The following is a 22,134-nucleotide window of genomic DNA, read 5'->3' as shown; positions in this document are numbered from 1 at the left end:
AATGACGCTGCATGCTGCGAGCCGTGAAGCGCTCGACCTCGCCGAGAATCGTCTCGGCGAGGTTCTGGCCGCCGCGGGCACTGACCCGGCGACGGTCGGCGACGAGCTGCTTTCGGTCGTCGCCCTGCTGGACCGGGAGATCGGCCTGCGCCGGGCCGTCGCCGACGGTTCGGCCTCGTCCGAAGCCCGGGTCGGCCTCGCCCGCGGGATCCTCGCGGGCAAGGTTTCCGAACCGGCCCTGCAGGTGCTCGACTCCGTGGCGGGCAGCCGCTGGTCGAGCCCGCGCGAACTGACCGACGGGCTCGAGGCCCTCGGCCGCTCGGCGCTGCTCACCAGTGCGGAGAAGTCCGGGAACATCGACGCTGTCGAAGACCAGCTGTTCCGGGTCAGCCGTATCGTCGCGGGGGAGCCGGAGCTCGAACGGGCACTGTCCGACCTGACCGCCCCCGCGGAGGCGAAGCGGACCCTCGTCCGCACCCTGTTCGCCGACAAGGTGGACGTGGTCACCAAGACCCTCGTCGAGCAGGTCGTCCTGCGCGCCAAGGGCCGTGGGGTCGGCAACGCCCTCGAGGAGCTGGTCCAGCTGGCCGCGGAACGCCGTGAACGCTCGGTCGCCCGGGTGACCAGCGCGAGCGCGCTTTCCGACGAACAGCAGGCTCGGCTGAGCGAGAAGCTCAACGCCCTTTACGGGCGGCAGCTCGCGCTGCACGTCGAGGTCGACCCGTCACTCGGCGGCGGACTGGTCGTCCGCGTCGGCGACGAGGTCATCGACGGCAGCACCGCGGGGCGGATCGACGCCCTGCGTCGCCGGTTGGCCGGCTGAACCCACAACAACGACTTTGCACACTGGCACGAACGAAGCGAGAGCGGGAACGAAATGGCGGAGCTGACGATCTCCTCGGATGAGATCCGTAGCGCGATCGAGAACTACGTCTCGAGTTACGCCCCGGACGTGAGCCGGGAAGAGGTTGGCGTCGTCGTCGACGCCGGTGACGGTATCGCCCACATCGAGGGTCTTCCCTCGGCGATGGCCAACGAGCTGCTCGAGTTCCCCGGCGGGGTCCTCGGCGTGGCGCTGAACCTGGACGCGCGCTCCATCGGTGCCGCGATCCTCGGTGACTTCGAGACCGTCGTCGAAGGCCAGGAAGTCAAGCGGACCGGTCAGGTCCTCTCGGTTCCGGTCGGCGAGGGCTACCTCGGCCGGGTCGTGAACCCGCTGGGCGCCCCGATCGACGGCCTCGGCGAGATCGAGACCACCGACCGCCGCCCGCTGGAGGTCAAGGCCGCTTCGGTGGTCGAGCGCCAGCCGGTGTCGGAGCCGCTGCAGACCGGTATCACCGCGATCGACGCGATGACCCCGATCGGCCGTGGCCAGCGTCAGCTGATCATCGGTGACCGCAAGACCGGTAAGACGGCCGTCGCGGTGGACACGATCATCAACCAGAAGGCCAACTGGGAGACCGGCGACCCGAAGAAGCAGGTTCGCTGCATCTACGTCGCGGTCGGCCAGAAGGGCTCCACGATCGCCGCGGTGAAGAAGTCCCTCGAGGACGCCGGCGCGATGGAGTACACCACCATCGTCGCGGCCCCCGCGTCGGACTCCGCCGGCTTCAAGTGGATCGCGCCGTACACCGGCTCGGCCATCGGCCAGCACTGGATGTACGAGGGCAAGCACGTCCTCATCGTGTTCGACGACCTGACCAAGCAGGCCGACGCCTACCGCGCGATCTCGCTGCTGCTGCGTCGCCCGCCGGGCCGTGAAGCCTTCCCCGGCGACGTCTTCTACTTGCACTCCCGTCTTCTCGAGCGTTGCGCGAAGCTCTCGGACGAGCTGGGCGCGGGCTCGCTGACCGGTCTCCCGATCATCGAGACCAAGGCGAACGACGTGTCGGCGTACATCCCGACCAACGTCATCTCGATCACCGACGGTCAGTGCTTCTTCCAGTCGGACCTGTTCAACGCCGGTCAGCGCCCGGCCATCGACGTGGGTATCTCGGTTTCCCGCGTGGGTGGTGCCGCGCAGGTGAAGGCGATGAAGTCCGTTTCGGGTTCGCTCCGTATCGACCTGTCGCAGTACCGCGAGCTGGAGGCCTTCGCGGCCTTCGCCTCGGACCTCGACGACGCGTCGAAGGCGCAGCTCGAGCGTGGCGCCCGCCTGTACGAGGTGCTCAAGCAGCCGCAGTACTCCCCGATCCCGGTTGAGGAGCAGGTCGTCACGGTGTACCTCGGCACCAACGGGCACTACGACTCGGTCCCGACCGAGGACGTGCGCCGCTTCAACCACGAGTTCATCGAGTCCGCGCGCCGCAAGCACGGCGAGCTCCTCAAGGACATCCGCGAGTCGGGCAAGTTCTCCGACGAGACCGCTTCCGGGCTGGTCGACGCGGTGAACGAGTTCAAGAAGGAGTTCACCACCGCCGAGGGCAAGAGCCTCGTCGAGGTCTCCGACGCGATGGACGCCGAGAAGGTCGGGCAGGAGACCGTCAAGGTCAACAAGCCCGCCCCGAAGAAGTGAGCTGATAGCTCATGGCCGCACAACTCCGAGAACTCCGGTCGCGTATCAAGGCGACCAAGTCCATCGGCAAGATCACCAAGGCGATGGAGCTCATCGCCACCGCGCGCATCACCAAGGCGCGGGCGAAGGTCGCGGCGTCCCGGCCCTACTCGGACGAGATCACGAACGTGCTCTCGGCCCTGGCCGGCGCCTCGGCCAACCTCGACCACCCGCTGCTGGTCGAGCGCCCCAACCCGAAGCGCGCGGCGGTCCTCGTGATCACCAGCGACAAGGGTCAGTGCGGTGGATACAACTCCAACGTGCTGAAGGCGACCGAGGAGCTCCTCACGCTGCTGCGTGAACAGGGCAAGGAGCCGGTGCTGTACGTGACCGGCAACAAGGGCCTGAGCTACTACCGGTTCCGCGGCCGCGAGGTGACCGAAAGCTGGACGGGCTTCTCCGACCAGCCCGGTTACGTCAACGCCGCGGAGGCCGGTGAGCTCATCGTCGAGTCGTTCCTGAACGGCGCCGACGACGAGGCGGGTAACGCCGACGGCATCCTGGGTGTCGACGAGATCCACGTCGTCTACACCGAGTTCGTCTCGATGCTGACCCAGCGTCCGACCGCCAAGCGTGTCGCGCCGCTCGAGGTCGAGTACACCGAGGGCGAAGAGGAGAAGCCGGAAAGCCTGCTCCCGAGCTACGAGTTCGAGCCCAGCGCCGAAAAGCTGCTCGCCGCGTTGCTGCCGAAGTACATCAACACGCGGATCTTCGCGGCGATGCTCGAGTCGGCCGCGTCCGAACTCGCCGCCCGCCGTACCGCGATGAAGGCGGCGTCGGACAACGCGAACGAACTGGTGAACACGCTGACGCGGGAGGCGAACCAGGCCCGCCAGGCGCAGATCACCCAGGAGATCTCCGAAATCGTCGGTGGGGCGAACGCTCTCACCGCAGCAGGAAGTGATGACTGATGACCAGTACTGAAGCCCGTGCCAAGGGGCGCATCGTCTCGGTGACCGGCCCGGTCGTCGACGTCGAATTCCCGCGCGGTTCCGTCCCCGACCAGTTCAACGCGCTCAAGGTCGAAATCGAGTTCGAGCAGCTGCGCAAGACGGTGACCCTCGAGGTCGCCAGCCACCTCGGTGACAACCTCGTCCGCACCATTTCGCTCCAGCCGCAGGACGGCCTCGTCCGTGGCGCCGAGGTCACCGACACCGGCGGCCCCATCACGGTCCCGGTCGGCGACAAGGTCAAGGGCCACGTCTACAACGCGCTCGGCGAGTGCCTGGACGAGCCCGGCTACGGCGACGACCTCGAGCGCTGGGGCATCCACCGCAACCCGCCGTCCTTCGACCAGCTCGAGGGCAAGACGGAGATGCTGGAGACCGGCCTCAAGGTCGTCGACCTGCTGACCCCGTACGTGCAGGGTGGCAAGATCGGCCTGTTCGGCGGTGCCGGCGTCGGCAAGACGGTGCTCATCAAGGAGATGATCACCCGTGTCGCCCGGAACTTCGGTGGTACCTCGGTGTTCGCCGGTGTCGGCGAGCGCACCCGTGAGGGCAACGACCTCTTCCTGGAGATGTCCGAGGACGGCGTCATCAACGACACCGCCCTCGTCTTCGGTCAGATGGACGAGCCGCCGGGCACCCGTATGCGGGTCGCGCTGTCCGCGCTGACCATGGCGGAGTACTTCCGCGATGTGCAGAACCAGGACGTGCTGCTCTTCATCGACAACATCTTCCGGTTCACCCAGGCCGGTTCCGAGGTGTCGACCCTGCTGGGCCGCATGCCTTCGGCCGTGGGTTACCAGCCGACGCTGGCCGACGAGATGGGTCAGCTCCAGGAGCGGATCACCTCGACCCGTGGTCGTTCGATCACCTCGATGCAGGCGATCTACGTCCCCGCGGACGACTACACCGACCCGGCCCCGGCGACGACGTTCGCCCACCTGGACGCCACCACCGAGCTTTCGCGGTCGGTGTTCCAGAAGGGCATCTTCCCGGCGGTGGATCCGCTGGCGTCGACGTCGACCATTCTCGACCCGGCCATCGTCGGTGAGGACCACTACCGCGTGGCCTCCGAGGTCATCCGGATCCTGCAGAAGTACAAGGAGCTGCAGGACATCATCGCGATCCTCGGTATGGACGAGCTGTCGGAAGAGGACAAGCTGACCGTTCAGCGCGCGCGCCGCATCGAGCGGTTCCTGTCGCAGAACATGCTGGTCGCCGAGGCGTTCACGCAGATCCCGGGCTCGACCGTGCCGCTGTCGGAGACCATCGAGTCCTTCGACCGCATCACCAAGGGCGACTTCGACCACTACCCGGAGCAGGCGTTCCTGGGTATCGGTGGCCTCGAAGACCTCGAGAAGAAGTACAAGGAAATCACCAAGAAGTGATGTTCCGATGAGCGGCGGGATCAGTGTCTACTGTGGACGCTGGTCCCGTCGTTCGCTTACTGGGATCGTTGACTATTACACTCGGTGCCAGCACCTGAGGTGAAGGGAAGCTACGTGGCTGAGATTTCTGTCGAGCTGGTAGCCGTCGAGCGCCGTCTCTGGTCCGGTACCGCCACGTTCGTGGTGGCGCAGACCACCGAGGGCGAGATCGGCATCATGGCCGGTCACGAGCCGGTTCTGGGCCAGCTCGTCGAGGGTGGCGTCGTGAAGGTGACGACCACGGACGGCGAGACCGTGACCGCCGCGGTGCACGGCGGTTTCCTGTCGGTCACCGCGACCGGCGTGAGCATCCTCGCCGAGAGCGCGGAGCTTTCGCACGAGATCGACGTCGATGCGGCCAAGAAGGCGTTGAGCGGCGAAGACGAGCAAGAGCGGGCTAGGGCGACCGCCCAGCTTCGCGCGGCCGGTCAGTCGGTCTGACCGGGCGACGGGCAGGGGCCGGGCCGTGGAAATCGCCGTGGGTGTTCTCGGGGCCCTGATCGTCCTGGCCGTCGTCGTGGCCTGGTATTCGTTGCGGTGGGTCCGGATGCGCCGCGGTGGTGGCGTGAGTGTCGCCCTGCGGTGGCGTCCGGACGAGGCGCGGTCCAGCTGGCATCTGGGGCTGGGCCGCTACGAGGGCGAGCGGTTCGTCTGGTTCCGGGTGTGGAGCCTGCGGACGGGCCCGGATCGCGTGTTCGAGCGCGAAAGCATGGAGATCGCGGATCGGCGGGATCCCTCCGGCACGGAGGCGTACGCCGTCCCCGAAGGTTCGATCGTCCTGCGGTGTGAGTCCGCCACGCAGGAGGCGATCGAGATCGCGATGGGTCCCGGTGCCCTCACCGGCTTCCTCTCCTGGCTGGAGTCGGCCCCGCCGGGCCGCCGCCTCCCGCGCGCTTCCTGAGTCACGCCTTCGATTACGCGAGTCCCGCTTCTGATCACGTGAGTTCGCTGTTCCGGCACGCCGTATGCTCACGCCGTGACCATCGTCGACATCCCCGGTTCGAAGTCGATCACCGCCCGAGGCCTGTTCCTCGCGGCCGTCGCCCACGGGACGACCGTGCTGAGCAGGCCGCTGCGTTCGGATGACTCCGAGGGCTTCGCCGAAGGCCTCCTCAAGCTCGGCTATCAGGTTTCCCGCGCCGACGGTGAGTGGACCATTTCCGGGCGTCCCGAAGGTCCCGGCGTCGACAGTGCCGACGTCTTCTGCCGCGACGGCGCCACCACCGCCCGCTTTCTTCCCGCCCTGGCCGCCGCCGGGCACGGCATCTTCCGCTTCGACGCCTCCGAGCAGATGCGCGCCCGGCCGCTGGGGCCGCTCACCGACGCGCTGCTGGAACTGGGCGTCGACCTGGCTTTCGAAGGCTCGCCGGGCCACCATCCGCTGGTGGTGCGGGCCGCCGGGATCAAGGGCGGGGAACTGACGCTGGACGCGGGGCTGTCTTCGCAGTTCCTGACCGCTTTGCTGCTGGTCGGGCCGCTGACGTCCGAGGGGTTGCGGATCACCGTGACGGACCTCGTTTCGGTGCCCTACGTCGAGATCACCATCGCGATGATGCGGCGCTTCGGCGTCGAGGTCGTCCGGGACGGTGACACGTTCGTCGTGCCGCCCACGCCGTACCGGGCTTGCCGCTACGAGATCGAGCCCGACGCCTCGACGTCCAGCTACTTCTTCGCGGCGGCGGCTTTGACCGGGCGTTCGGTGACCGTGCCGGGTCTGGGGGCCGGCGCCCTGCAAGGGGATCTGGCCTTCGTGGAGGTCCTGCGGCAGATGGGCGCGGAGGTCGAGGTGGGCCCGGACGCCGTGACCGTGACCGGGACGGGCGGGCTGCGCGGCGTCACCGTGAACATGCGCGACATCTCCGACACCGTGCCGACGCTCGCGGCCATCGCGCCGTTCGCGGACGGGCCGGTGCGGATCGAGGACGTCTACAACACGCGGATCAAGGAATGCGACCGGCTGGCGGCGTGCGAGGAGAACCTGCGCGCGATGGGTGTTCCGGTGGAGACCGGGCGGGACTGGATCGAGATCCGGCCGGGCGCGCCGACGGGGACGTCGGTGAAGTGCCGTCGGGATCACCGGATCGCGATGGCGTTCAGCGTCACGGGGCTGCGGACGCCGGGGATCACGCTGGACGACCCGGGTTGCGTGAAGAAGACCTTTCCGGGGTTCCATGACGCCCTCGCTTCACTGCGGGCCTCCTGGGGTCTCTGACCCCCTCCGCAATCAGTCACCTACTTGCGGCCGCGGAAACATGGGATCATCACGAAGCGGCATTTCTACCGGGCTCGGAACGTGATCCACGTCTATTCTCGGTCCATGACTCAGAGCGAGGACGCGAACCGCTGGAGCCACCTTCCCGAGTCCGTGTCCCTGGAGGACACGATCACGATGAAGGCGATCGACCCGGGCAAGGACGGCACGCCCGAAGTCGACCTCGAGCGCTATTGGGCGGCACAGGAACAAGGCTGAGCTCCACCCCGTCACACGATTCGGCACCTGCTTGCGGTACTTGCCCACGCAACGACCGCAACCAGGTGCCGAATTGCGTCGTCAGGAGGCCCCGCCGGGCTGCCACAGGATGTCGCCGTCCGGGTTCGCCAGCCGCGACAGGATGAACAGCAGGTCCGAGAGCCGGTTCAGGTACTTGATCGCCAGCTGATTCGTCGTGTCCTGCTCGGCCTCGAAAAGCGCCCAACCGGAACGCTCGGCCCGCCGCGTGACCGTGCGGGCCTGGTGCAGGAACGCCGCCCCCGGGGTACCACCCGGCAGGATGAACGACGTCAGCTTCGGCACGCGCTCGTTGAACTCGTCGCACCAGCCTTCGAGCCGCTCGATGTACCGCTCGGTGATCCGCAACGGCTCGTACGGCGGGTTTTCCACGATCGGCGCGCACAGATCCGCGCCGACGTCGAAGAGATCGTTCTGCACCCCACGCAGCACCTGCGTGATTTCCTCGGAGAGACCGCCCATCGCGAGCGCGAGCCCGATGACCGAGTTGGCTTCGTCGACGTCGGCGTACGCGGACAGCCGCGGCGAAGTCTTCGGCACGCGTGAACCGTCGCCGAGCGCCGTGGTGCCGTTGTCGCCGACCTTCGTGTACACGCGGTTGATGCGAACGACCATGAAGCCGACTCTACCGGCCCGGCGTAAGGCAAATCCGGGTGAGAGGGCATGATTGGCGCCCATGAGCGAGCACTTCGACGTGCACGGCGGAGCACGGCTGGTCGGCGAGGTCGACGTGGTCGGGGCCAAGAACAGCGTCCTGAAACTGATGGCCGCGGCCCTGCTGGCCGAGGGTACGACGACCATCACGAACTGCCCCCAGATCCTGGACGTTCCCCTGATGGGCGACGTCCTGCGCAGTGTCGGTTGCGACGTCCTCATCGACGGCGACACCGCCAAGATCACCACTCCGGCCGAGCTGTCGCACCGGGCCGATTCGGCCGCGATGGGCAAGCTGCGTGCGTCGGTGTGCGTGCTGGGTCCGCTGGTCGGACGGCTCAAGCAGGCCGTCGTGGCGCTGCCGGGCGGTGACGCCATCGGTTCCCGGCCGCTCGACATGCACCAGAACGGCCTGCGCAAGCTGGGCGCCACCAGCACCATCGAGCACGGCTGTGTCGTGGCGAAGGCCGACGGTCTGCGCGGCGCGCAGATCTGGCTCGACTTCCCGAGCGTCGGCGCCACCGAGAACATCCTGATGGCCGCCGTGCTCGCCGAGGGCACCACGGTCATCGACAACGCCGCGCGCGAGCCCGAGATCGTCGACATCTGCACGATGCTGACCGAGATGGGCGCGAAGGTCGAAGGGGCGGGCACCTCGACCCTCACCGTCGAGGGTGTCGAGAAGCTGCACCCCACCGAGCACCGCGTGATCGGAGACCGGATCGTAGGCGCGACCTGGGCGTTCGCCGCCGCGATGACCCGAGGCGACCTGACCGTCCGCGGCGTCAACCCGCACTACCTCGACCTGGTCCTCGACAAGCTCCGCCTGGCGGGTGCCGAGGTCGAGACGTTCGACGACAAGGGTTTCCGCATCGTCCAGAACGAGCGCCCGAAGGCTGTGGACTGGGTGACGCTGCCGTACCCCGGGTTCGCGACCGACCTGCAGCCGTTCGCGGTGGCGCTGTCGGCGGTCTCCGAAGGCACCTCGATGATCACGGAGAACATCTACGAGGCCCGGTTCCGGTTCATCGAAGAGATGATGCGGCTTTCCGGTGACGCGCGCACTGACGGCCACCACGCCGTCGTGCGTGGCGTGGAGAAGCTCTCGAGCGCTCCGGTGTGGGCCGCGGACATCCGCGCCGGCGCCGGGCTGGTGCTGGCCGGGCTGTGCGCGGACGGCGTCACCGAGGTCTGGGACGTCTTCCACATCGACCGCGGTTACCCGCATTTCGTGGAGAACCTGAACCGGCTCGGCGCCCGGATCGAGCGTGTCGCGGGGGAACCCGACCGGGCATGACGGCACACACGTGAAGGCCCTGTTCTGGACTGGCAGACGAGGCCGGCTGTACATCGAGTGTCCACATGGGACACTTTCTGGTGGAAATATCCGATTGACGCCCATATGTCCAGTTCTGCGCGGGGGGTCGTGAGTGGCAAAGAGCGTTAGAACGCTCTTTGCCACTCACGACCCCTTCGCAAAATGCCCGAATCGGGCACGGTCACCTGGAAAGTGTCCCCTGTGGACAGTCGAAAAGGTGTCGGGCCACTGTGACGAGCCCCCTCCATCAGCCAATTGACCAGCGGATAGACGACTTTGCCGTGACCCTGGCGCTAGGTGCGTGAAGGGGGCCTTCACGTGTGATCAGGGCAGAGCGACGAACGGCGCGAGGAAGTCCCGCGACGTCGGCGAGTCCAGCCGGTAGGTGACATTGGTGGCGTAGCAGGGTCCGTCACCGGTGATGGTCGTCGACACCAGGACGCGCTCGCCGTCGATGGTGGCGAAGTTCGGTCCGCCGGAGTCGCCGTAACAGGCGCCGCCGTTGCCCTGGGGCGCCGTCATCGCCAGCCGTACCCACGTGTTGTTCAGCGCGTCGAAGGTGACCGGTGCCTTCATGCGCACCCCGCCACCCGGATGCGTGTGCCCGCCCGGCCCGTTCACGGCTTCCTGCGTGCCGTAGCCGGCGACCACGAACGGCGTCGAGTTCAGCGCTTGCGGGCCGAGCGCGTCGAGCCTGCCGGCGCTGGGCAGCTTGGCGGGGGTGAAGGTCCAGCGCGCGGCGACCTGCTTCGCGGGCAGCTGGACGACGGCGATGTCGTGCGAGTCGGCCGAGTTGCCGGGGTAGCCGGGCTCGCTGTGCGCGGCCCCCTCCACGGCGACGGCCTTGGCGATCGCCGCCGGGTCGCCGGGGTATTTCTTCGCCGCCGTGTCGAGACCCGCTTGCACGTCCTGGTCGAGGGAGACGAAGAACCGCACGTTGGCGGGCCAGCCGGTGGTGCAGTGCGCGGCGGTGAGGAAGGTGTCGGTGTCCACCATGGTGCCGGAGCACACCCAGTCGACCCGGTCCGGCGTGGCCGGATCGCCGTCGTTGTCCCAGGTGGCGACGAGGGCGCCGACCTCGGTGCGCTCCGGCGCGGGGGTGGCGTTGTAGGAGTTGATCGCGGGCGCGGCGGTGGCGCCGCCCAGCAGCAGGGCGGCGGCCAGCGCCGCGACGGTGGCGGCGGGGATGAACCTCACGAACGGCCTCCTCGGCTAGATGCTTCCGGAGACGGGATTCAACGTGGTGGACGCCGGAAAGTCACCCGCCGAAAGTAGTCATGCCTCCCTGCGCCGCCGGGCTCCCGCGTACAGCGCGGCACCGCCCGCCGCCAGTGAACCCAGCCCGGTCAACAGCACGGGTTCCAGATCGAAACCGGTCTTGGCCAGCGAGGGGGAACTCTCGACGGGGACGTCGGCACGAGGTGCGACGGCCGCGGCGTGGGCCGCCACCGGTACGACCGCGGGAGGCGCGATCTCGCCCCGCGGTCCCCCGGGAGGGGGAGTCTCGACCGGCGGATTCGTGGCGGGCGGGGTCCGATCCGGTACGCAGGCGGTGTGCGCGGGGTTGCCGCGCCCGACCCCGTGGTTGCGGTCGCATTCGTAGCCCGCGTTCGCGTCGGAGCCCCCGGGCAGCTGACCGGGCGGGTTCTTGTTGTCGGCCTTGCCGACGCACCCGGCACAGGGCTTTCCGGCGGCTTCGCCGCCGCCGTTGCCGTTGGCCGACGGCGAACCGTCCCGTGTGGAGTCGTACGGCCCGTGCTTGTTCGCGCCGTGCCCGGAGAAGTCCGCTTTGGACGGTGGCTGCGGCTTGGCGGTGTCCTGGGCGTGGCCGGGCGGAGCGCCGGCGTTGCCGCGCTCACCGGCGTCGGCGGGGCCGGCGCCGAGGAGTATGAGGGAGAAGGCGGCTCCGGCGAGAACGCCGTAGGTCTTCTTGTTCATCGAAGCCTCCTTGAGGTCGCGCCATTGCGACATCCGGAGTATCGCGTAAACGACCGAGAGGGTTACTCGAGCGCGAGAGCGGCGCCGAAACCGACCAGCGCGGTCCCGGTGACGCCGTCGAGTGCGCGGCGGACCTTGCGGCGTTCCAGCCAGGTCCGTACGCGATGCACGAAGAACAGGAGCGTCATCAGCCAGATCGCGCCCAGCACCGCGACCGTGTAGGCGAGCAGCAGCGCGTCCCAGGCCGAGGTCGTCACCGGGTCGAGGAACTGCGGAAGCACCGACAGGTACAGCACGAGCACCTTCGGGTTGGTGATGTTGGAAAGGAAGCCCTCGCGGAAGCGGCGGAACCCGCTCGACCGTTGCTGCTTCACCGCCGTGACGCCGGAGTAGTCACCCCGCCACGCGCCGCGCAACGCCTGGAAACCGAGGAAGACCAGGTAAGCGGCACCGACCCATTTGAGCGTCACGAACACCGGCTGCGACTGCGCGATCACGACACCGAGGCCGAGCGCGGCGGCCGTGCCCTGCACGGCGTTGGCCACGAAGATCCCGGCTGTGGTGAGGAAGCCGCCGCGGGTGCCGCCGGACAGCGAGTTCTTGAGCATCACCATCGTGTCCGGTCCCGGGGCGAGGACGATCAGGACGACGATGACCAGATAGCTGCTGTAGGAACTCCACGTCACGGTCACTCACGCTAGACGCCGGGCGCGGGCGAGTCTCGTGGATTTCGGTCACAGTCACGATTCCGGTAAAGCCCTGGCCAGTGGAACGAAGCGGGGCTTATCGTCCGCCCATGCATGTGGGGGAGACGGCGTTGCTGCCCGGCGAGCGCCTGCTCTGGGAAGGCGCGCCGCGGCGCGTTCCGCTCGTCGAGGTGAGTGATCTGGCCGCCGTGCCGGGAGTGCTGTTCCTCGGCTTCCTGCTCTATCCGTCGACGCGGGATCCGGTGTCGAGGATCGTCTACGTGGTGCCGGTGGTGATCGTGCTGCTCTGGATCGGCCGGGGGATCAAGCGACACCTCAAGACGCGGACGAGTTCGTTCGTCGTGACCGATCGACGTGTCGTCGTCCGGCGCAAGGGAGCCGACGTCGTGTCGCACTACCTGAGCGACCTGGGCCCGCCGCGGCTGACCGAGCACGCGGACGGAACCGGCACCATCAGCTTCGGTGACGGCATGTCGCCGGGTTTCCTGTCGGGCCCGGGAAACCGGGATGCCGACTCGTCGCTTCCCCGCCTCGCCGGGACCGAGGCCCGCCGTGTCCGGGATCTGATCGCGACGGCTCGCTAGGTACGGGGAGGGCCGGTCACGATTCCGGCAAAGCCCTGTTCAGCGGGAGGAAGCGGGCTTATCGTCCGCGTATGTATCTGGGGGATACGGGGTTGCTGCCCGGAGAGCGCATGATCTGGGAAGGTGCGCCGAAGCGCATCTCGATATTCGCGAAGAGCGATCTGATGGTCGTGCCGGCACTGGCGGTCTTGGGTGCCTGGTACTACTTCGCCGAGCGAGACGGCAAGGAGCTCTCGGTCATCTGGTACGCCGTGCTGGCCCTGACCGTGCTGGGCGGGATCTAGCAGCCGATCCAGCGCTCCCTGAAGGTGAAGTCCACTTCGTACGCCCTGACCGACCAGCGGGTGGTTGTGTGGGTAAGGGGCAAGGAGAGCACGTCGTGCTACCTGGAGGCGTTGGGGCCGCCGCAGGTGGTGGAGCACGGTGACGGGACCGGGACGGTCACCTTCGGCAGAGGCGTGGGATTCCTCGTAGGTCTCTTCCAGGACAACGACGACGCACAGATCGAGCTGAGCGGGATCGAGGACGCCCGGCGCGTCCGCGACCTCATCGCGACGGCTCAGCGGCCGCCCCGCTAGGTCCGTTCGGACCGAAAGGCAACCGACGAACGGACACTGTCGCCCGTCCCCCGGACGGGTAGTGTGCCGTGGCATGCATGAGGGGCGGATCGACCTCCTTCCAGGCGAACGGGTCATCTGGGCCGGGCAGCCGGTGCGCAGGCCCCTCTTCAATCCCGGCGACTACTTCAACGTCCCTGTCGGCCTGCTCTGGCTCGGCGCCGTCACGCTGTTCTTCACCGGCAACCACGACACCGCGTTCCACCGGGCCGCGTGGGTCGCGCTCACCGCCGCGGGCGTTTTCCATCTCGCCGGCAGGCCGCTGATCCGCTACCTCAGGCTCGCCTCGACCACGTACGCCGTGACGGACGGCCGGGTCATCGCGACCAGCGCGCTCGTCCGCCGCAAGGAGGAGTCCGCGGCGCTGGCCGGACTGGCGGATCCCGTGGTCACTCCCGGGCCGGGCAAGACCGGGACGATCACGTTCGGCAGGCTCGGGGTGCTGGCGTGGGCATCGGCGAACTTCGGCGCGGGTACCGGGAAGGACCGCAAGCCGCCGGTCATCCTCGTGGGTGTCAGCGAGGTCGCCAAGGTGCGGGAAAAGCTCGCGAAAGCCGTCGAAGAAGCACGACAGCGCCGGCAGCCGCCGGAGACCCAGGCCGCCGGAGAATGACCCGACTGTGTTCGATTCAACTGCGCACCCGATGTTACCGGCCGGTACACTCAGGCGATCGTCCAGCGCCGGAGGTGCACCGTGCCCTATCCCACGGACCGTGAACGGGACCGCCCCTGGGTGATGCGGACCTACGCGGGTCACTCGTCCGCGGCCGCGTCGAACGAGCTGTACCGCCGTAATCTCGCGAAGGGGCAGACCGGTCTCTCGGTCGCCTTCGATCTGCCGACGCAGACCGGCTACGACCCGGATCACCAGCTGTCCAAGGGCGAGGTCGGCAAGGTCGGCGTCCCGGTCTCGCACATCGGCGACATGCGGCGCCTCTTCGACGGCATCCCGCTCGCCGAGGCCAACACGTCGATGACGATCAACGCGCCCGCCATGTGGCTGCTGGCGCTCTACGTCTCCGTGGCGCGCGAGCAGGCCGAAGCCGAGGGCCGCGATGTCGACGAAGTGCTGGCCAAACTCACCGGCACCACGCAGAACGACATCATCAAGGAATACCTCTCCCGCGGCACCTACATCTTCCCGCCGGGCCCGAGCCTCCGCCTGATCACCGACATGATCGCGTGGACCGTGCACCACGTGCCGAAGTGGAACCCGATCAACATCTGCAGTTACCACCTGCAGGAAGCGGGCGCGACGCCGACACAAGAGGTCGCGTACGCGTTGTGCACCGCCATCGCAGTCCTCGACGCGGTCCGGGATTCCGGGCAGGTCGAGGACGCCGACATGGCCAAGGTGGTCGCGCGGATCTCGTTCTTCGTCAACGCCGGGGTGCGGTTCGTCGAGGAGATGTCGAAGATGCGCGCGTTCACCGCGCTCTGGGACGAGATCACCCGGGACCGTTACGGCGTCACGGATCCCAAGGCGCGGCGGCTGCGTTACGGCGTGCAGGTCAACTCGCTGGGCCTGACCGAGGCTCAGCCGGAGAACAACGTCCAGCGCATCGTGCTGGAGATGCTCGCGGTCTCGCTTTCCCGTGGTGCCAGGGCCCGCGCGATCCAGCTGCCCGCGTGGAACGAGGCGCTCGGCCTGCCCCGGCCGTGGGACCAGCAGTGGGCGCTGCGGATGCAGCAGGTGCTGGCGTTCGAGACCGATCTGCTGGAGTACGAGGACATCTTCGACGGGTCGCACGTCATCCAGGCCAAGGTCGACGAGATCATGGCGGGCGCGCGCGAGGAGATCGCGCGGGTGCAGGATCTCGGCGGCGCGGTCGCGGCCGTCGAGAGCGGCTACATGAAGTCGCAGCTCGTCGCCTCGCTCGCGGAGTATCGGCGCGGCATGGAGAACGGCGAGCGGATCCTGGTCGGCGTCAACAAATTCGAGACCACCGAACCTTCCCCGCTGCAAGCCGAAGGCGCCAAGGCGATCGAAACGATCGACCCGGCCGTCGAGAAGCAGGCCGTCACCGCGATCGAGGAATGGCGGACGCGTCGCGACAACGCGGCCGCCGAGTCGGCGCTGGAAAAGCTGAAGGCCGTCGCGAAGACCTCGCGGAACCTGTTCGAGGCGACGATCGAGTGCGCCCGCGCCGGCGTCACCACCGGTGAGTGGTCGGGGGCGCTGCGCGAGGTGTTCGGCGAATACCGCGCTCCCACCGGGGTTTCCGCGTCGGCGGCCGCGGGCGAGGGCAACGAGGAGATCCGCCGCGTCCGCGACCGGGTCAAGGCGACGAACACCGAGCTCGGCGAGCGACTGCGGATCCTGGTCGGCAAACCCGGTCTCGACGGGCATTCCAACGGTGCCGAGCAGGTGGCCGTGCGGGCGCGCGACGTCGGTTTCGAGGTGGTGTACCAAGGCATCCGGCTCACCCCGGAACAGATCGTCGCGGCCGCGGTCCAGGAGGGCGTGCACGTGGTCGGGCTTTCGGTGCTCTCGGGTTCGCATCTCGAGGTCGTGCCGCAGGTCGTGGACGGATTGCGGGCCGCGGGCGCGGGTGACATCCCGGTCATCGTCGGCGGCATCATCCCGCCCGATGACGAGAAGCTCTTGCTGGAGCGGGGAATCGCGAAGGTGTTCACGCCGAAGGACTACGAACTCACCGACATCATGGACGGAATTGTCGGATTGGTGCGGGAGCGCCACGGTCTGAGCACCTAAAGTCACCGTAAATCTCGGTACCGTAACAGCGGGTTGTTCGTCACCCGCTCACACTGCCCGCGCCAAGGTACCCACCTACGTTTCGATTAAACCGATTAATCGAAAAGAGGTGCCGCTATGGTGCACGGCGAGTGGTCGAGGCGGGAGTTCTTCCGGCGGTCAGCTGTTCTGGGGGCGGTGACGATCGGCGGCCCGGTGCTGTTGTCCGCGTGCACGTCGACCTCTTCCGGGGACGCGTTGCAGGCGGCCAAGGAAGCGAAGAAGATCAAGATCGGAATCGCGAACGAAGCGCCGTACGGCTTCACGGACCAGAGCGGCAAGGTCACCGGCGAGGCGCCCGAAGTCGCCCGCGCCGTCTTCAAGGCGATGGGCATCGACGACGTGGAAGCCGAAGCGGTCTCCTTCGACCAGTTGATCCCCGCGCTCAACGCCAGGAAGTACGACATCGTCGCGGCCGGGATGAACATCAAGAAAGAACGGTGCGACGCGGCGGCGTTCTCGATCCCCGACTACTCGGCACTGACCGCTTTGCTGGTACCCAAGGGAAATCCACAGCAGGTGCTGAAGTTCGAGGACATCGCGGCCAAGAAGGTCAAGGTCGCCGTGCTCTCAGCGGCCGTGGAAAAGGGGTACGCCACCGACTCCGGCGTCGCCGAGGATCAGATCGTCACCCTCGATTCGCAGGACAACATGCTCCGCGCGGTCACCGACGGCCGGGTCTACTGCGCCGCGCTCACCGACATCTCCCTCAAGGACGTCCTGGCGAAGAGCCCGGGCGCCGCGGCGGAAGTGACCCCGGGTTTCGACCCGATCAAGAACGGGCAGCCGGTCGTGTCCGCCGGCGCCTTCGTCTTCCGCAAGGACGACAACCCCCTGCGCGAGGCGTTCAACGCCGAACTCAAGAAGCTGCACGACAGCGGTGAATGGACCAAGATCGTGACACCGTTCGGCTTTTCGGCGGACAACCTGCCGAAGGCCGACGTCACCACCGAGAAACTCTGCGCGGTGTAGCGAGGCTGACCCATGTCGTCGTCGGTATCGCACATCATCACGACCGTCCTCAGTGGACTGGGCGCGACCTTGACCGCCGCGCTCGGCGGGATCGCGCTCACCGTGGTGCTCTCCCTGGCCGCCGGACTGGCGCTGAGATCACCGTCCCGGGTGGTGCGGGGGACTTCCCGTGTCTACGTCGAGATCTTCCGCGGCACCTCGGAGGTCGTCCAGTTGTTCTGGCTGTACTTCGTGCTTCCGGTGCTGGTCGGCTTCCAGCTGGTGCCGATGTTCGCCGGGATCCTGGTGCTGGGGCTCAACCACGGGGCCTACGGCGCGGAAATCGTCCGCGGCGCGGTGAACTCGGTTCCTCGCGCACAGTTCGAAGGCGCCGTCGCGCTCAACCTGACACCCGCTCAGCGGATGCGGCGGGTGATCCTGCCGCAGGCTTTCGCGGAAATGCTGCCACCGTTCAACAATCTCTTCATCCAGTTGCTGAAGAGCACCGCCCTGCTGTCGTTCATCGCCGTCCCCGAGATGGCGCGCCAAGGTGAACTGCTGCGGCCGGTGTTCGGCGCCGAACTCGGCTGGATCTACGGCACCGAACTCGTGCTCTATCTCCTGCTCGCGTTGCTGATCACGAGTGGGATGCGGCTGCTGGAACGGTTCGCCGCGCGGCGCCTCGGCCGGGCCCCGGTCAAGATGTCGGTCACCGCGGGAGGTGTGTGATGGACTGGAGCTGGGAAGCGGCCTTCGATTCGATTCCCCTGTTGCTGGAAGGGCTTCTCGTCACCGTCGAGATCACCCTCCTCGCCTCGGTGGTCGGGTATGTGCTCGGCCTGGTGTTCGCGCTGATCCGCCGGACCGGGATTCCTGTGCTGTCCCAGGCGGTCCGGCTGTTCATCGAGTTCGTCCGCAGTACGCCGCTGCTGATCCAGGTGTTCGCGATCTTCTACGTCGTGCCCCCGTTGACGGGGTTCACGATGTCACCGTTCGTCACCGGTGTGGTGGCGCTCGGCGTGCACTACGCGACCTATGCCGCCGAGGTCTACCGTGCCGGGATCGAAGCCGTCCCGAAAGGACAGTGGGAGGCCGCGACCGCGCTGAACCTGCCGAGGTCGCGGGTGTGGACCGCGGTGGTCCTGCCGCAAGCGGTGCCGCGGGTGCTGCCCGCGCTCGGCAACTACACGATCTCGATGTTCAAGGAAACCCCGTTGCTGCTGGCGATCGGCGTCGTCGACGTCCTGGCCAGGGCGAAGGAGGTCGGCGCCGACACGTTCCGCGTCATCGAGCCGTACACCCTGGCCGGGGTGCTGTTCCTGCTGGTGAGCCTGCCGGCTTCGATTCTGGTGAGAAGGTTGGAGCGACGTGCCGCCCACAGTTGATTCCCCCATGATCCGGTTCTCGCGGGTGGTCAAGTCCTACGGGGACCACGTCGTGCTGCGGGATCTCGATTTCACCGTCGCGCCAGGGGAATTCGTCTCGCTGATCGGGCCGAGCGGGTCCGGGAAGACGACGATCCTGCGGTTGCTGATGACACTGGAGAAGGTCGACGGCGGCACCATCGAGGTCGGCGGTGACTACCTGAGTCATATGAAGCGCGGCGAAAAACTGGTGCCCGCGGACGAGAAGTACCTGCGGGAAGCGCGCAAGCGGATCGGCATGGTGTTCCAGCAGTTCAACCTGTTCCCCAACATGAACGTGCTGCGCAACATCACCGAAGCGCCCATCCACTCGCTCGGCGTCTCCCGGGACGAGGCCGAGGCGCGGGCGGTCGAACTGCTGGAAATGGTGGGGCTCTCGGACAAGAAGGACGCGCACCCCACCCGGCTTTCCGGCGGCCAGCAGCAGCGCGTCGCGATCGCCCGCGCGCTCGCGATGCGGCCGGACGTGCTGCTGCTGGACGAGGTGACTTCGGCGCTCGACCCGGAACTGGTCGCCGACGTCCTGCGCGTGCTGCGCGAGATCGCGACGTCCACCGACATCACGATCCTCTGTGTCACGCACGAAATGCAGTTCGCGCGGGACGTCTCGGACCGGGTGATGATGTTCGACCAGGGACAGGTGCTGGAGGACGCCACGCCCGGGAAACTGTTCAACGATCCGGAGCACGACCGGACGCGGCGGTTCCTCAAGGCGGTCATCGACCGGGCGTGAGGCGTCGGTACAGGGCCTCGTGAGTGGTAAGGACGGTTAGAACCGTCCTTACCACTCACGAGGCCCGCCACCAGGAGGTCTCAAAGGGTCTCGAGGATCTCCTTCGTCGAAGTGACCGTGGCGAAACCGCCCCCGTGCAGGTTCGTCGCGGTCGCTTTGTAGAGCTCGTCCGCGGTCAAGACGCTGCCGTCCGGCCCGGCGAGGTCGAAGGTGAAGGTGGCGTCGAGCGCGAAGGTCACGTCGTAGCCGAGATTCCCGCCGACACGCGCGGTGGTCTCGCAGCAGAAGTTCGTCTGGATGCCGGCGAGCACGAACGAGGTGATGCCGCGCGTCTTCAGCCAGCCGTCGAGGTCGATGTCGCCGTGGAAGGCCGAGTTGACCTTCTTGCCGAACACCAGATCCGCGCGCACACCGTCGAGTTCGGGCTTGAAGTGGTTGCCCTCCTGCCCGGGCCGCAGCGACGAGCCGGGCTTCACGGAGTCGTGGTGCACCAGCACGATCGGCAGCCCGCGCTCCTGGTAGGCGTCGACGAGCGCCTTGATGTTGGCCTCCGCGCCGGGGTTGTTGCGAGGGCCCCAGACGGGCTTGTCGAAGCCGCGCTGGACGTCGATCACGAGCAAGGCCTTGTTTTCAGTGGTCATGGCTTCGAGTTTCGTTCTTCTCGCGGTCGCGGAGGGAGTGGCAGAAGACGCGCGATGCGGTACTTTTCTGCCATGCGAACCGTGGGTGTGCTCCTCCTGCCGGGCAACCGGTCCTTCGACCTGGGCGTGATCGGTGAGGTCTGGGGCGTCGACCGGACCGACAGCGGCATCGGCCCCTTCGAAGTCCGGCTCTGCGCGTCCGGCCGCGGCCGGGTCGCCATCCACCCGTTCGGCCAGGTAAAGGCGACCCATGGGCTGAGCGGGCTGGCGGGCTGCGACCTCGTCCTCGTGCCCGGCAGGGTCGATCCGCACGCCGAGGTGCCCGCGGCCGCCGTCGCCGCGCTGCGCAAGGCGCACCGGGCCGGGATCACCGTGGCGTCGCTGTGTTCCGGGGCCTTCACCCTCGCCGCGGCCGGACTGCTCGACGGCAGATCCGTCACCACGCACTGGCGGCTGCTGGACGACCTCGAAACCGCCGCTCGCGACGCCGTCGTCCAGCGGGACGTCCTGTTCACCGACGAGGGTGACGTCCTGACGTCCGCCGGGGTGGTCGGCGGGCTGGATCTCTGCCTGCACCTGGTGCGACGCGATCACGGCGCCGAGGTCGCGGCCGCCCTCGCCCGGCGGCTGGTGATGCCGCCCGCGCGGGAAGGCGGTCAGCGGCAGTATGTCGACAACCCGTTGCCGCCCAAACCGTCGCGGCCGAGTGTTTCGTCCACAATGGACTGGGCGCTGGAGCGCATCGCCGACGACATCGGCGTCGACGACCTCGTCGATCACGCCGGACTGAGCGAGCGGACCTTCCACCGTGAATTCGCGGCGGCCACCGGTGTGACGCCGGGGCGATGGCTGCGCGCGCAGCGGGTGCGGCTCGCGCGGCGGCTGCTGGAGACCACCGAGCTCCCGGTCGAGCGGGTGGCGCGGCGTTCCGGGCTCGGCACCGCCGCCAACCTGCGGCGACGGCTCCGGGCCGACGTCGGTGTCGGGCCCGATTCGTATCGCCGGACGTTCCGGTCGGTTACCGTCGAAGCATGGCCGAGTACGAGCACATCCTCGTGAAGCGGGACGGCGACACCGTCACGATCACCATGAACCGCGCCGCACGGCGGAACTCGCTGTCGGCGGACCACCTCGCCGAGCTGCTCGCGGCGTTCCGCGAGGCCGGGGACACCGACGCCGCCGGGATCGTCCTGGCGGGCGCCGGACCGGTGTTCTCGGCGGGACACGACTTCGGCGACGTCGCCGCGCGCGACCTGATGGGCGTGCGCGAACTGCTGCGGCTGTGCACGGACCTGATGGGCACGATGCAGTCCGTTCCGCAGATCGTCATCGCGCGGGTGCACGGGCTCGCGACCGCGGCGGGCTGCCAGCTGGTGGCCTCATGCGACCTCGCCGTCGCCGCGGAGTCCGCCGGGTTCGCCCTGCCCGGTGGCAAAGGCGGCTGGTTCTGCCACACGCCCGCGGTGCCGGTGGCCCGCGCGATCGGACGGAAACGCCTGATGGAACTGGCGCTCACCGGCGACGTCGTCGACGCCGCGACCGCATTGGACTGGGGCCTGGTGAACCGCGTGGTCCCGGACGACTCGCTGGACGAGGCCGTCGCTTCACTGCTGGGGCGCGCGACACGGGGAAGTCGGGCGAGCAAGGCGATGGGCAAGCAGACCCTTTACGCGCAGCTGGACCGGCCCGAGGCCGACGCCTACGCGCTGGCGCTGGAGGTGATGGCTTCGGCGTCGCGGCTGCCCGGGGCGCGTGAGGGGATGGCGGCCTTCCTGGAGAAGCGTTCCCCGGTGTGGCCCGACTGAGCGGCTGCTTTCACGACACTCGTTCGCGCATGAGCAGAAGCGTGTAGGCGGCCAGCGTCTGCGCGTCGGTGATGTCACCCGAGGCGATCATCTTCTCGAACTCGTCGAGGTCGAACCACGTCGTCCGCATGTCCTGCTCCTCGACCTCGCGCTGGGCTTCGCTCTGCGTGAGATCGGTGGCCAGGAACACGCGCCCGCGCTGGCTCGACATCCCGGCCGCGACGTCGGTCACGCCGAGGTCGGTCATCGAGCCCGCGATCAGCCCGGTCTCCTCCTGCAGTTCACGGGCGGCGAGTTCGAGCGGCGGCACGTCGGCCAGTTCGGGCGCGGTACCCATGGGGAATTCCCAGCGCCGCATCCCGAGCGGGTAGCGGAACTGCTCGACCAGGTGAAGCCTGGCTCCGTCGAAGGGGATCACGACGGCGCAGGTGGGTTTGTCGACGACCGCGTAGATCCCTTCGGAACCATCGAGCCGCCGGACGGAGTCCTCGCGCACGGTCATCCAGTTGTTCCGGTACACCTCACGCGAGCTGACACGCTGAACGGGGTCCATGCGCACAGTATCGCCAT

At 68.0% G+C, this 22,134-nt stretch carries 26 protein-coding genes; 20 read left to right on the top strand and 6 right to left on the bottom strand.

Features of this window, described 5'->3' with window-relative positions; genetic code table 11:
- The first annotated feature begins 1 nt into the window (after position 1).
- The 8 genes from H074_RS01930 to H074_RS01895 all read left to right on the top strand — a co-directional run bounded on the left by H074_RS01930 (position 2) and on the right by H074_RS01895 (position 7,398).
- Positions 2-823 carry a F0F1 ATP synthase subunit delta gene (locus H074_RS01930; RefSeq protein ID WP_007028328.1) on the top strand — a complete coding sequence of 274 codons (822 nt, stop codon included), beginning with the start codon at positions 2-4 and terminating at the stop codon, positions 821-823.
- Between the two features lie 54 nt (positions 824-877).
- On the top strand, positions 878-2,515 hold the full coding sequence (atpA, locus tag H074_RS01925) for a F0F1 ATP synthase subunit alpha (protein WP_007028327.1): 1,638 nt from the start codon (positions 878-880) through the stop codon (positions 2,513-2,515).
- Between the two features lie 11 nt (positions 2,516-2,526).
- Positions 2,527-3,465: a F0F1 ATP synthase subunit gamma gene (locus H074_RS01920; protein ID WP_007028326.1), complete on the top strand. Its 939-nt coding sequence runs from the start codon at positions 2,527-2,529 to the stop codon at positions 3,463-3,465.
- Entirely contained in the window at positions 3,465-4,889 is a 1,425-nt protein-coding gene (gene atpD / locus H074_RS01915) for a F0F1 ATP synthase subunit beta (protein WP_007028325.1), read from the top strand. The genes H074_RS01920 and atpD overlap by 1 nt, the downstream gene beginning before the upstream one ends.
- Before the next feature lie 114 nt (positions 4,890-5,003).
- Positions 5,004-5,369, top strand: a complete 366-nt coding sequence (locus tag H074_RS01910; RefSeq protein ID WP_007028324.1) for a F0F1 ATP synthase subunit epsilon — start codon at positions 5,004-5,006, stop codon at positions 5,367-5,369.
- Between the two features lie 25 nt (positions 5,370-5,394).
- Complete coding sequence (locus H074_RS01905) at positions 5,395-5,829, top strand: DUF2550 domain-containing protein (protein WP_039921219.1); 435 nt, start codon at positions 5,395-5,397, stop codon at positions 5,827-5,829.
- Positions 5,830-5,904: 75 nt separating this feature from the next.
- Positions 5,905-7,140, top strand: coding sequence for a 3-phosphoshikimate 1-carboxyvinyltransferase (aroA, locus tag H074_RS01900; protein WP_007028322.1), 1,236 nt, complete (start codon positions 5,905-5,907; stop codon positions 7,138-7,140).
- A 105-nt stretch (positions 7,141-7,245) separates the two neighbouring features.
- Positions 7,246-7,398 carry a hypothetical protein gene (locus H074_RS01895; protein WP_233598867.1) on the top strand — a complete coding sequence of 51 codons (153 nt, stop codon included), beginning with the start codon at positions 7,246-7,248 and terminating at the stop codon, positions 7,396-7,398.
- Between the two features lie 81 nt (positions 7,399-7,479).
- Here the strand turns inward: H074_RS01895 and H074_RS01890 are convergent, their stop codons facing one another.
- Positions 7,480-8,052: a cob(I)yrinic acid a,c-diamide adenosyltransferase gene (locus H074_RS01890; RefSeq protein ID WP_007028320.1), complete on the bottom strand. Its 573-nt coding sequence runs from the start codon at positions 8,050-8,052 to the stop codon at positions 7,480-7,482.
- A 61-nt stretch (positions 8,053-8,113) separates the two neighbouring features.
- Here H074_RS01890 and murA point away from each other — a divergent pair, with 61 nt between their 5' ends.
- Positions 8,114-9,388, top strand: a complete 1,275-nt coding sequence (murA, locus tag H074_RS01885) for a UDP-N-acetylglucosamine 1-carboxyvinyltransferase (RefSeq protein ID WP_007028319.1) — start codon at positions 8,114-8,116, stop codon at positions 9,386-9,388.
- A 345-nt stretch (positions 9,389-9,733) separates the two neighbouring features.
- On the opposite strand, the gene H074_RS01880 is transcribed toward murA, so the two are convergent.
- The 3 genes from H074_RS01880 to H074_RS01870 all read right to left on the bottom strand — a co-directional run bounded on the left by H074_RS01880 (position 9,734) and on the right by H074_RS01870 (position 12,039).
- Positions 9,734-10,606 carry a trypsin-like serine protease gene (locus H074_RS01880; protein ID WP_007028318.1) on the bottom strand — a complete coding sequence of 291 codons (873 nt, stop codon included), beginning with the start codon at positions 10,604-10,606 and terminating at the stop codon, positions 9,734-9,736.
- A gap of 78 nt (positions 10,607-10,684) precedes the next feature.
- Positions 10,685-11,347 carry a hypothetical protein gene (locus H074_RS01875; RefSeq protein WP_235096637.1) on the bottom strand — a complete coding sequence of 221 codons (663 nt, stop codon included), beginning with the start codon at positions 11,345-11,347 and terminating at the stop codon, positions 10,685-10,687.
- Between the two features lie 62 nt (positions 11,348-11,409).
- Complete coding sequence (locus tag H074_RS01870; protein WP_007028316.1) at positions 11,410-12,039, bottom strand: LysE family translocator; 630 nt, start codon at positions 12,037-12,039, stop codon at positions 11,410-11,412.
- 104 nt (positions 12,040-12,143) lie between these two features.
- Here H074_RS01870 and H074_RS01865 point away from each other — a divergent pair, with 104 nt between their 5' ends.
- From H074_RS01865 to ehuA, 9 genes are all read left to right on the top strand, one after another.
- Positions 12,144-12,638, top strand: a complete 495-nt coding sequence (locus H074_RS01865; protein WP_007028315.1) for a hypothetical protein — start codon at positions 12,144-12,146, stop codon at positions 12,636-12,638.
- 71 nt (positions 12,639-12,709) lie between these two features.
- The gene (locus tag H074_RS40085) at positions 12,710-12,922 is read left to right on the top strand and encodes a hypothetical protein (protein ID WP_007028314.1); all 213 of its coding nucleotides are present in this window, start codon (positions 12,710-12,712) and stop codon (positions 12,920-12,922) included.
- Between the two features lie 60 nt (positions 12,923-12,982).
- Positions 12,983-13,216 carry a hypothetical protein gene (locus H074_RS01860; protein WP_152521330.1) on the top strand — a complete coding sequence of 78 codons (234 nt, stop codon included), beginning with the start codon at positions 12,983-12,985 and terminating at the stop codon, positions 13,214-13,216.
- Between the two features lie 73 nt (positions 13,217-13,289).
- Entirely contained in the window at positions 13,290-13,868 is a 579-nt protein-coding gene (locus H074_RS01855; RefSeq protein ID WP_007028312.1) for a YdbT family protein, read from the top strand.
- An 81-nt stretch (positions 13,869-13,949) separates the two neighbouring features.
- Positions 13,950-15,971, top strand: a complete 2,022-nt coding sequence (locus H074_RS01850; RefSeq protein WP_007028311.1) for a protein meaA — start codon at positions 13,950-13,952, stop codon at positions 15,969-15,971.
- Between the two features lie 117 nt (positions 15,972-16,088).
- Positions 16,089-16,982, top strand: coding sequence for an ectoine/hydroxyectoine ABC transporter substrate-binding protein EhuB (gene ehuB / locus H074_RS01845; RefSeq protein ID WP_007028310.1), 894 nt, complete (start codon positions 16,089-16,091; stop codon positions 16,980-16,982).
- A gap of 12 nt (positions 16,983-16,994) precedes the next feature.
- Entirely contained in the window at positions 16,995-17,690 is a 696-nt protein-coding gene (gene ehuC / locus H074_RS01840; protein ID WP_007028309.1) for an ectoine/hydroxyectoine ABC transporter permease subunit EhuC, read from the top strand.
- The gene (ehuD, locus tag H074_RS01835) at positions 17,690-18,346 is read left to right on the top strand and encodes an ectoine/hydroxyectoine ABC transporter permease subunit EhuD (RefSeq protein WP_007028308.1); all 657 of its coding nucleotides are present in this window, start codon (positions 17,690-17,692) and stop codon (positions 18,344-18,346) included. The genes ehuC and ehuD overlap by 1 nt, the downstream gene beginning before the upstream one ends.
- Positions 18,347-18,353: 7 nt before the next feature.
- A complete protein-coding gene (gene ehuA / locus H074_RS01830) occupies positions 18,354-19,118 on the top strand; it encodes an ectoine/hydroxyectoine ABC transporter ATP-binding protein EhuA (RefSeq protein WP_007028307.1) in 765 nt (254 codons plus the stop codon).
- An 80-nt stretch (positions 19,119-19,198) separates the two neighbouring features.
- Here the strand turns inward: ehuA and H074_RS01825 are convergent, their stop codons facing one another.
- Entirely contained in the window at positions 19,199-19,759 is a 561-nt protein-coding gene (locus tag H074_RS01825) for a cysteine hydrolase family protein (RefSeq protein WP_007028306.1), read from the bottom strand.
- Between the two features lie 72 nt (positions 19,760-19,831).
- Between H074_RS01825 and H074_RS01820 the strand changes: the two genes are divergently transcribed.
- Positions 19,832-20,818 (top strand): GlxA family transcriptional regulator, encoded by a 987-nt coding sequence (locus tag H074_RS01820; protein ID WP_039921214.1) that lies wholly within the window; start codon positions 19,832-19,834, stop codon positions 20,816-20,818.
- The gene (locus tag H074_RS01815; RefSeq protein WP_007028304.1) at positions 20,791-21,564 is read left to right on the top strand and encodes an enoyl-CoA hydratase-related protein; all 774 of its coding nucleotides are present in this window, start codon (positions 20,791-20,793) and stop codon (positions 21,562-21,564) included. The genes H074_RS01820 and H074_RS01815 overlap by 28 nt, the downstream gene beginning before the upstream one ends.
- 10 nt (positions 21,565-21,574) lie before the next feature.
- On the opposite strand, the gene H074_RS01810 is transcribed toward H074_RS01815, so the two are convergent.
- Positions 21,575-22,117 carry an NUDIX domain-containing protein gene (locus H074_RS01810; protein ID WP_007028303.1) on the bottom strand — a complete coding sequence of 181 codons (543 nt, stop codon included), beginning with the start codon at positions 22,115-22,117 and terminating at the stop codon, positions 21,575-21,577.
- Positions 22,118-22,134 lie beyond the last annotated feature (17 nt).

The organism is Amycolatopsis decaplanina DSM 44594 (assembly GCF_000342005.1).
In the GTDB taxonomy this organism is placed as follows: domain Bacteria; phylum Actinomycetota; class Actinomycetes; order Mycobacteriales; family Pseudonocardiaceae; genus Amycolatopsis; species Amycolatopsis decaplanina.
This window is presented reverse-complemented; position numbering and strand designations above follow the sequence as displayed.

Coding starts and splice junctions, on each gene's coding strand:
- H074_RS01815 (WP_007028304.1), top strand. CDS start 20,791: ATGGCCGAGTACGAGCACATCCTCGTGAAGCGGGACGGCGACACCGTC.
- ehuD (WP_007028308.1), top strand. CDS start 17,690: ATGGACTGGAGCTGGGAAGCGGCCTTCGATTCGATTCCCCTGTTGCTG.
- H074_RS01855 (WP_007028312.1), top strand. CDS start 13,290: ATGCATGAGGGGCGGATCGACCTCCTTCCAGGCGAACGGGTCATCTGG.
- atpA (WP_007028327.1), top strand. CDS start 878: ATGGCGGAGCTGACGATCTCCTCGGATGAGATCCGTAGCGCGATCGAG.
- H074_RS01820 (WP_039921214.1), top strand. CDS start 19,832: ATGCGAACCGTGGGTGTGCTCCTCCTGCCGGGCAACCGGTCCTTCGAC.
- H074_RS01920 (WP_007028326.1), top strand. CDS start 2,527: ATGGCCGCACAACTCCGAGAACTCCGGTCGCGTATCAAGGCGACCAAG.
- H074_RS01895 (WP_233598867.1), top strand. CDS start 7,246: ATGACTCAGAGCGAGGACGCGAACCGCTGGAGCCACCTTCCCGAGTCC.
- ehuA (WP_007028307.1), top strand. CDS start 18,354: ATGATCCGGTTCTCGCGGGTGGTCAAGTCCTACGGGGACCACGTCGTG.
- H074_RS01930 (WP_007028328.1), top strand. CDS start 2: ATGACGCTGCATGCTGCGAGCCGTGAAGCGCTCGACCTCGCCGAGAAT.
- murA (WP_007028319.1), top strand. CDS start 8,114: ATGAGCGAGCACTTCGACGTGCACGGCGGAGCACGGCTGGTCGGCGAG.
- ehuB (WP_007028310.1), top strand. CDS start 16,089: ATGGTGCACGGCGAGTGGTCGAGGCGGGAGTTCTTCCGGCGGTCAGCT.
- H074_RS01810 (WP_007028303.1), bottom strand. CDS start 22,117: ATGGACCCCGTTCAGCGTGTCAGCTCGCGTGAGGTGTACCGGAACAAC.
- ehuC (WP_007028309.1), top strand. CDS start 16,995: ATGTCGTCGTCGGTATCGCACATCATCACGACCGTCCTCAGTGGACTG.
- H074_RS01875 (WP_235096637.1), bottom strand. CDS start 11,347: ATGAACAAGAAGACCTACGGCGTTCTCGCCGGAGCCGCCTTCTCCCTC.
- H074_RS40085 (WP_007028314.1), top strand. CDS start 12,710: ATGTATCTGGGGGATACGGGGTTGCTGCCCGGAGAGCGCATGATCTGG.
- H074_RS01890 (WP_007028320.1), bottom strand. CDS start 8,052: ATGGTCGTTCGCATCAACCGCGTGTACACGAAGGTCGGCGACAACGGC.
- H074_RS01865 (WP_007028315.1), top strand. CDS start 12,144: ATGCATGTGGGGGAGACGGCGTTGCTGCCCGGCGAGCGCCTGCTCTGG.
- atpD (WP_007028325.1), top strand. CDS start 3,465: ATGACCAGTACTGAAGCCCGTGCCAAGGGGCGCATCGTCTCGGTGACC.
- H074_RS01825 (WP_007028306.1), bottom strand. CDS start 19,759: ATGACCACTGAAAACAAGGCCTTGCTCGTGATCGACGTCCAGCGCGGC.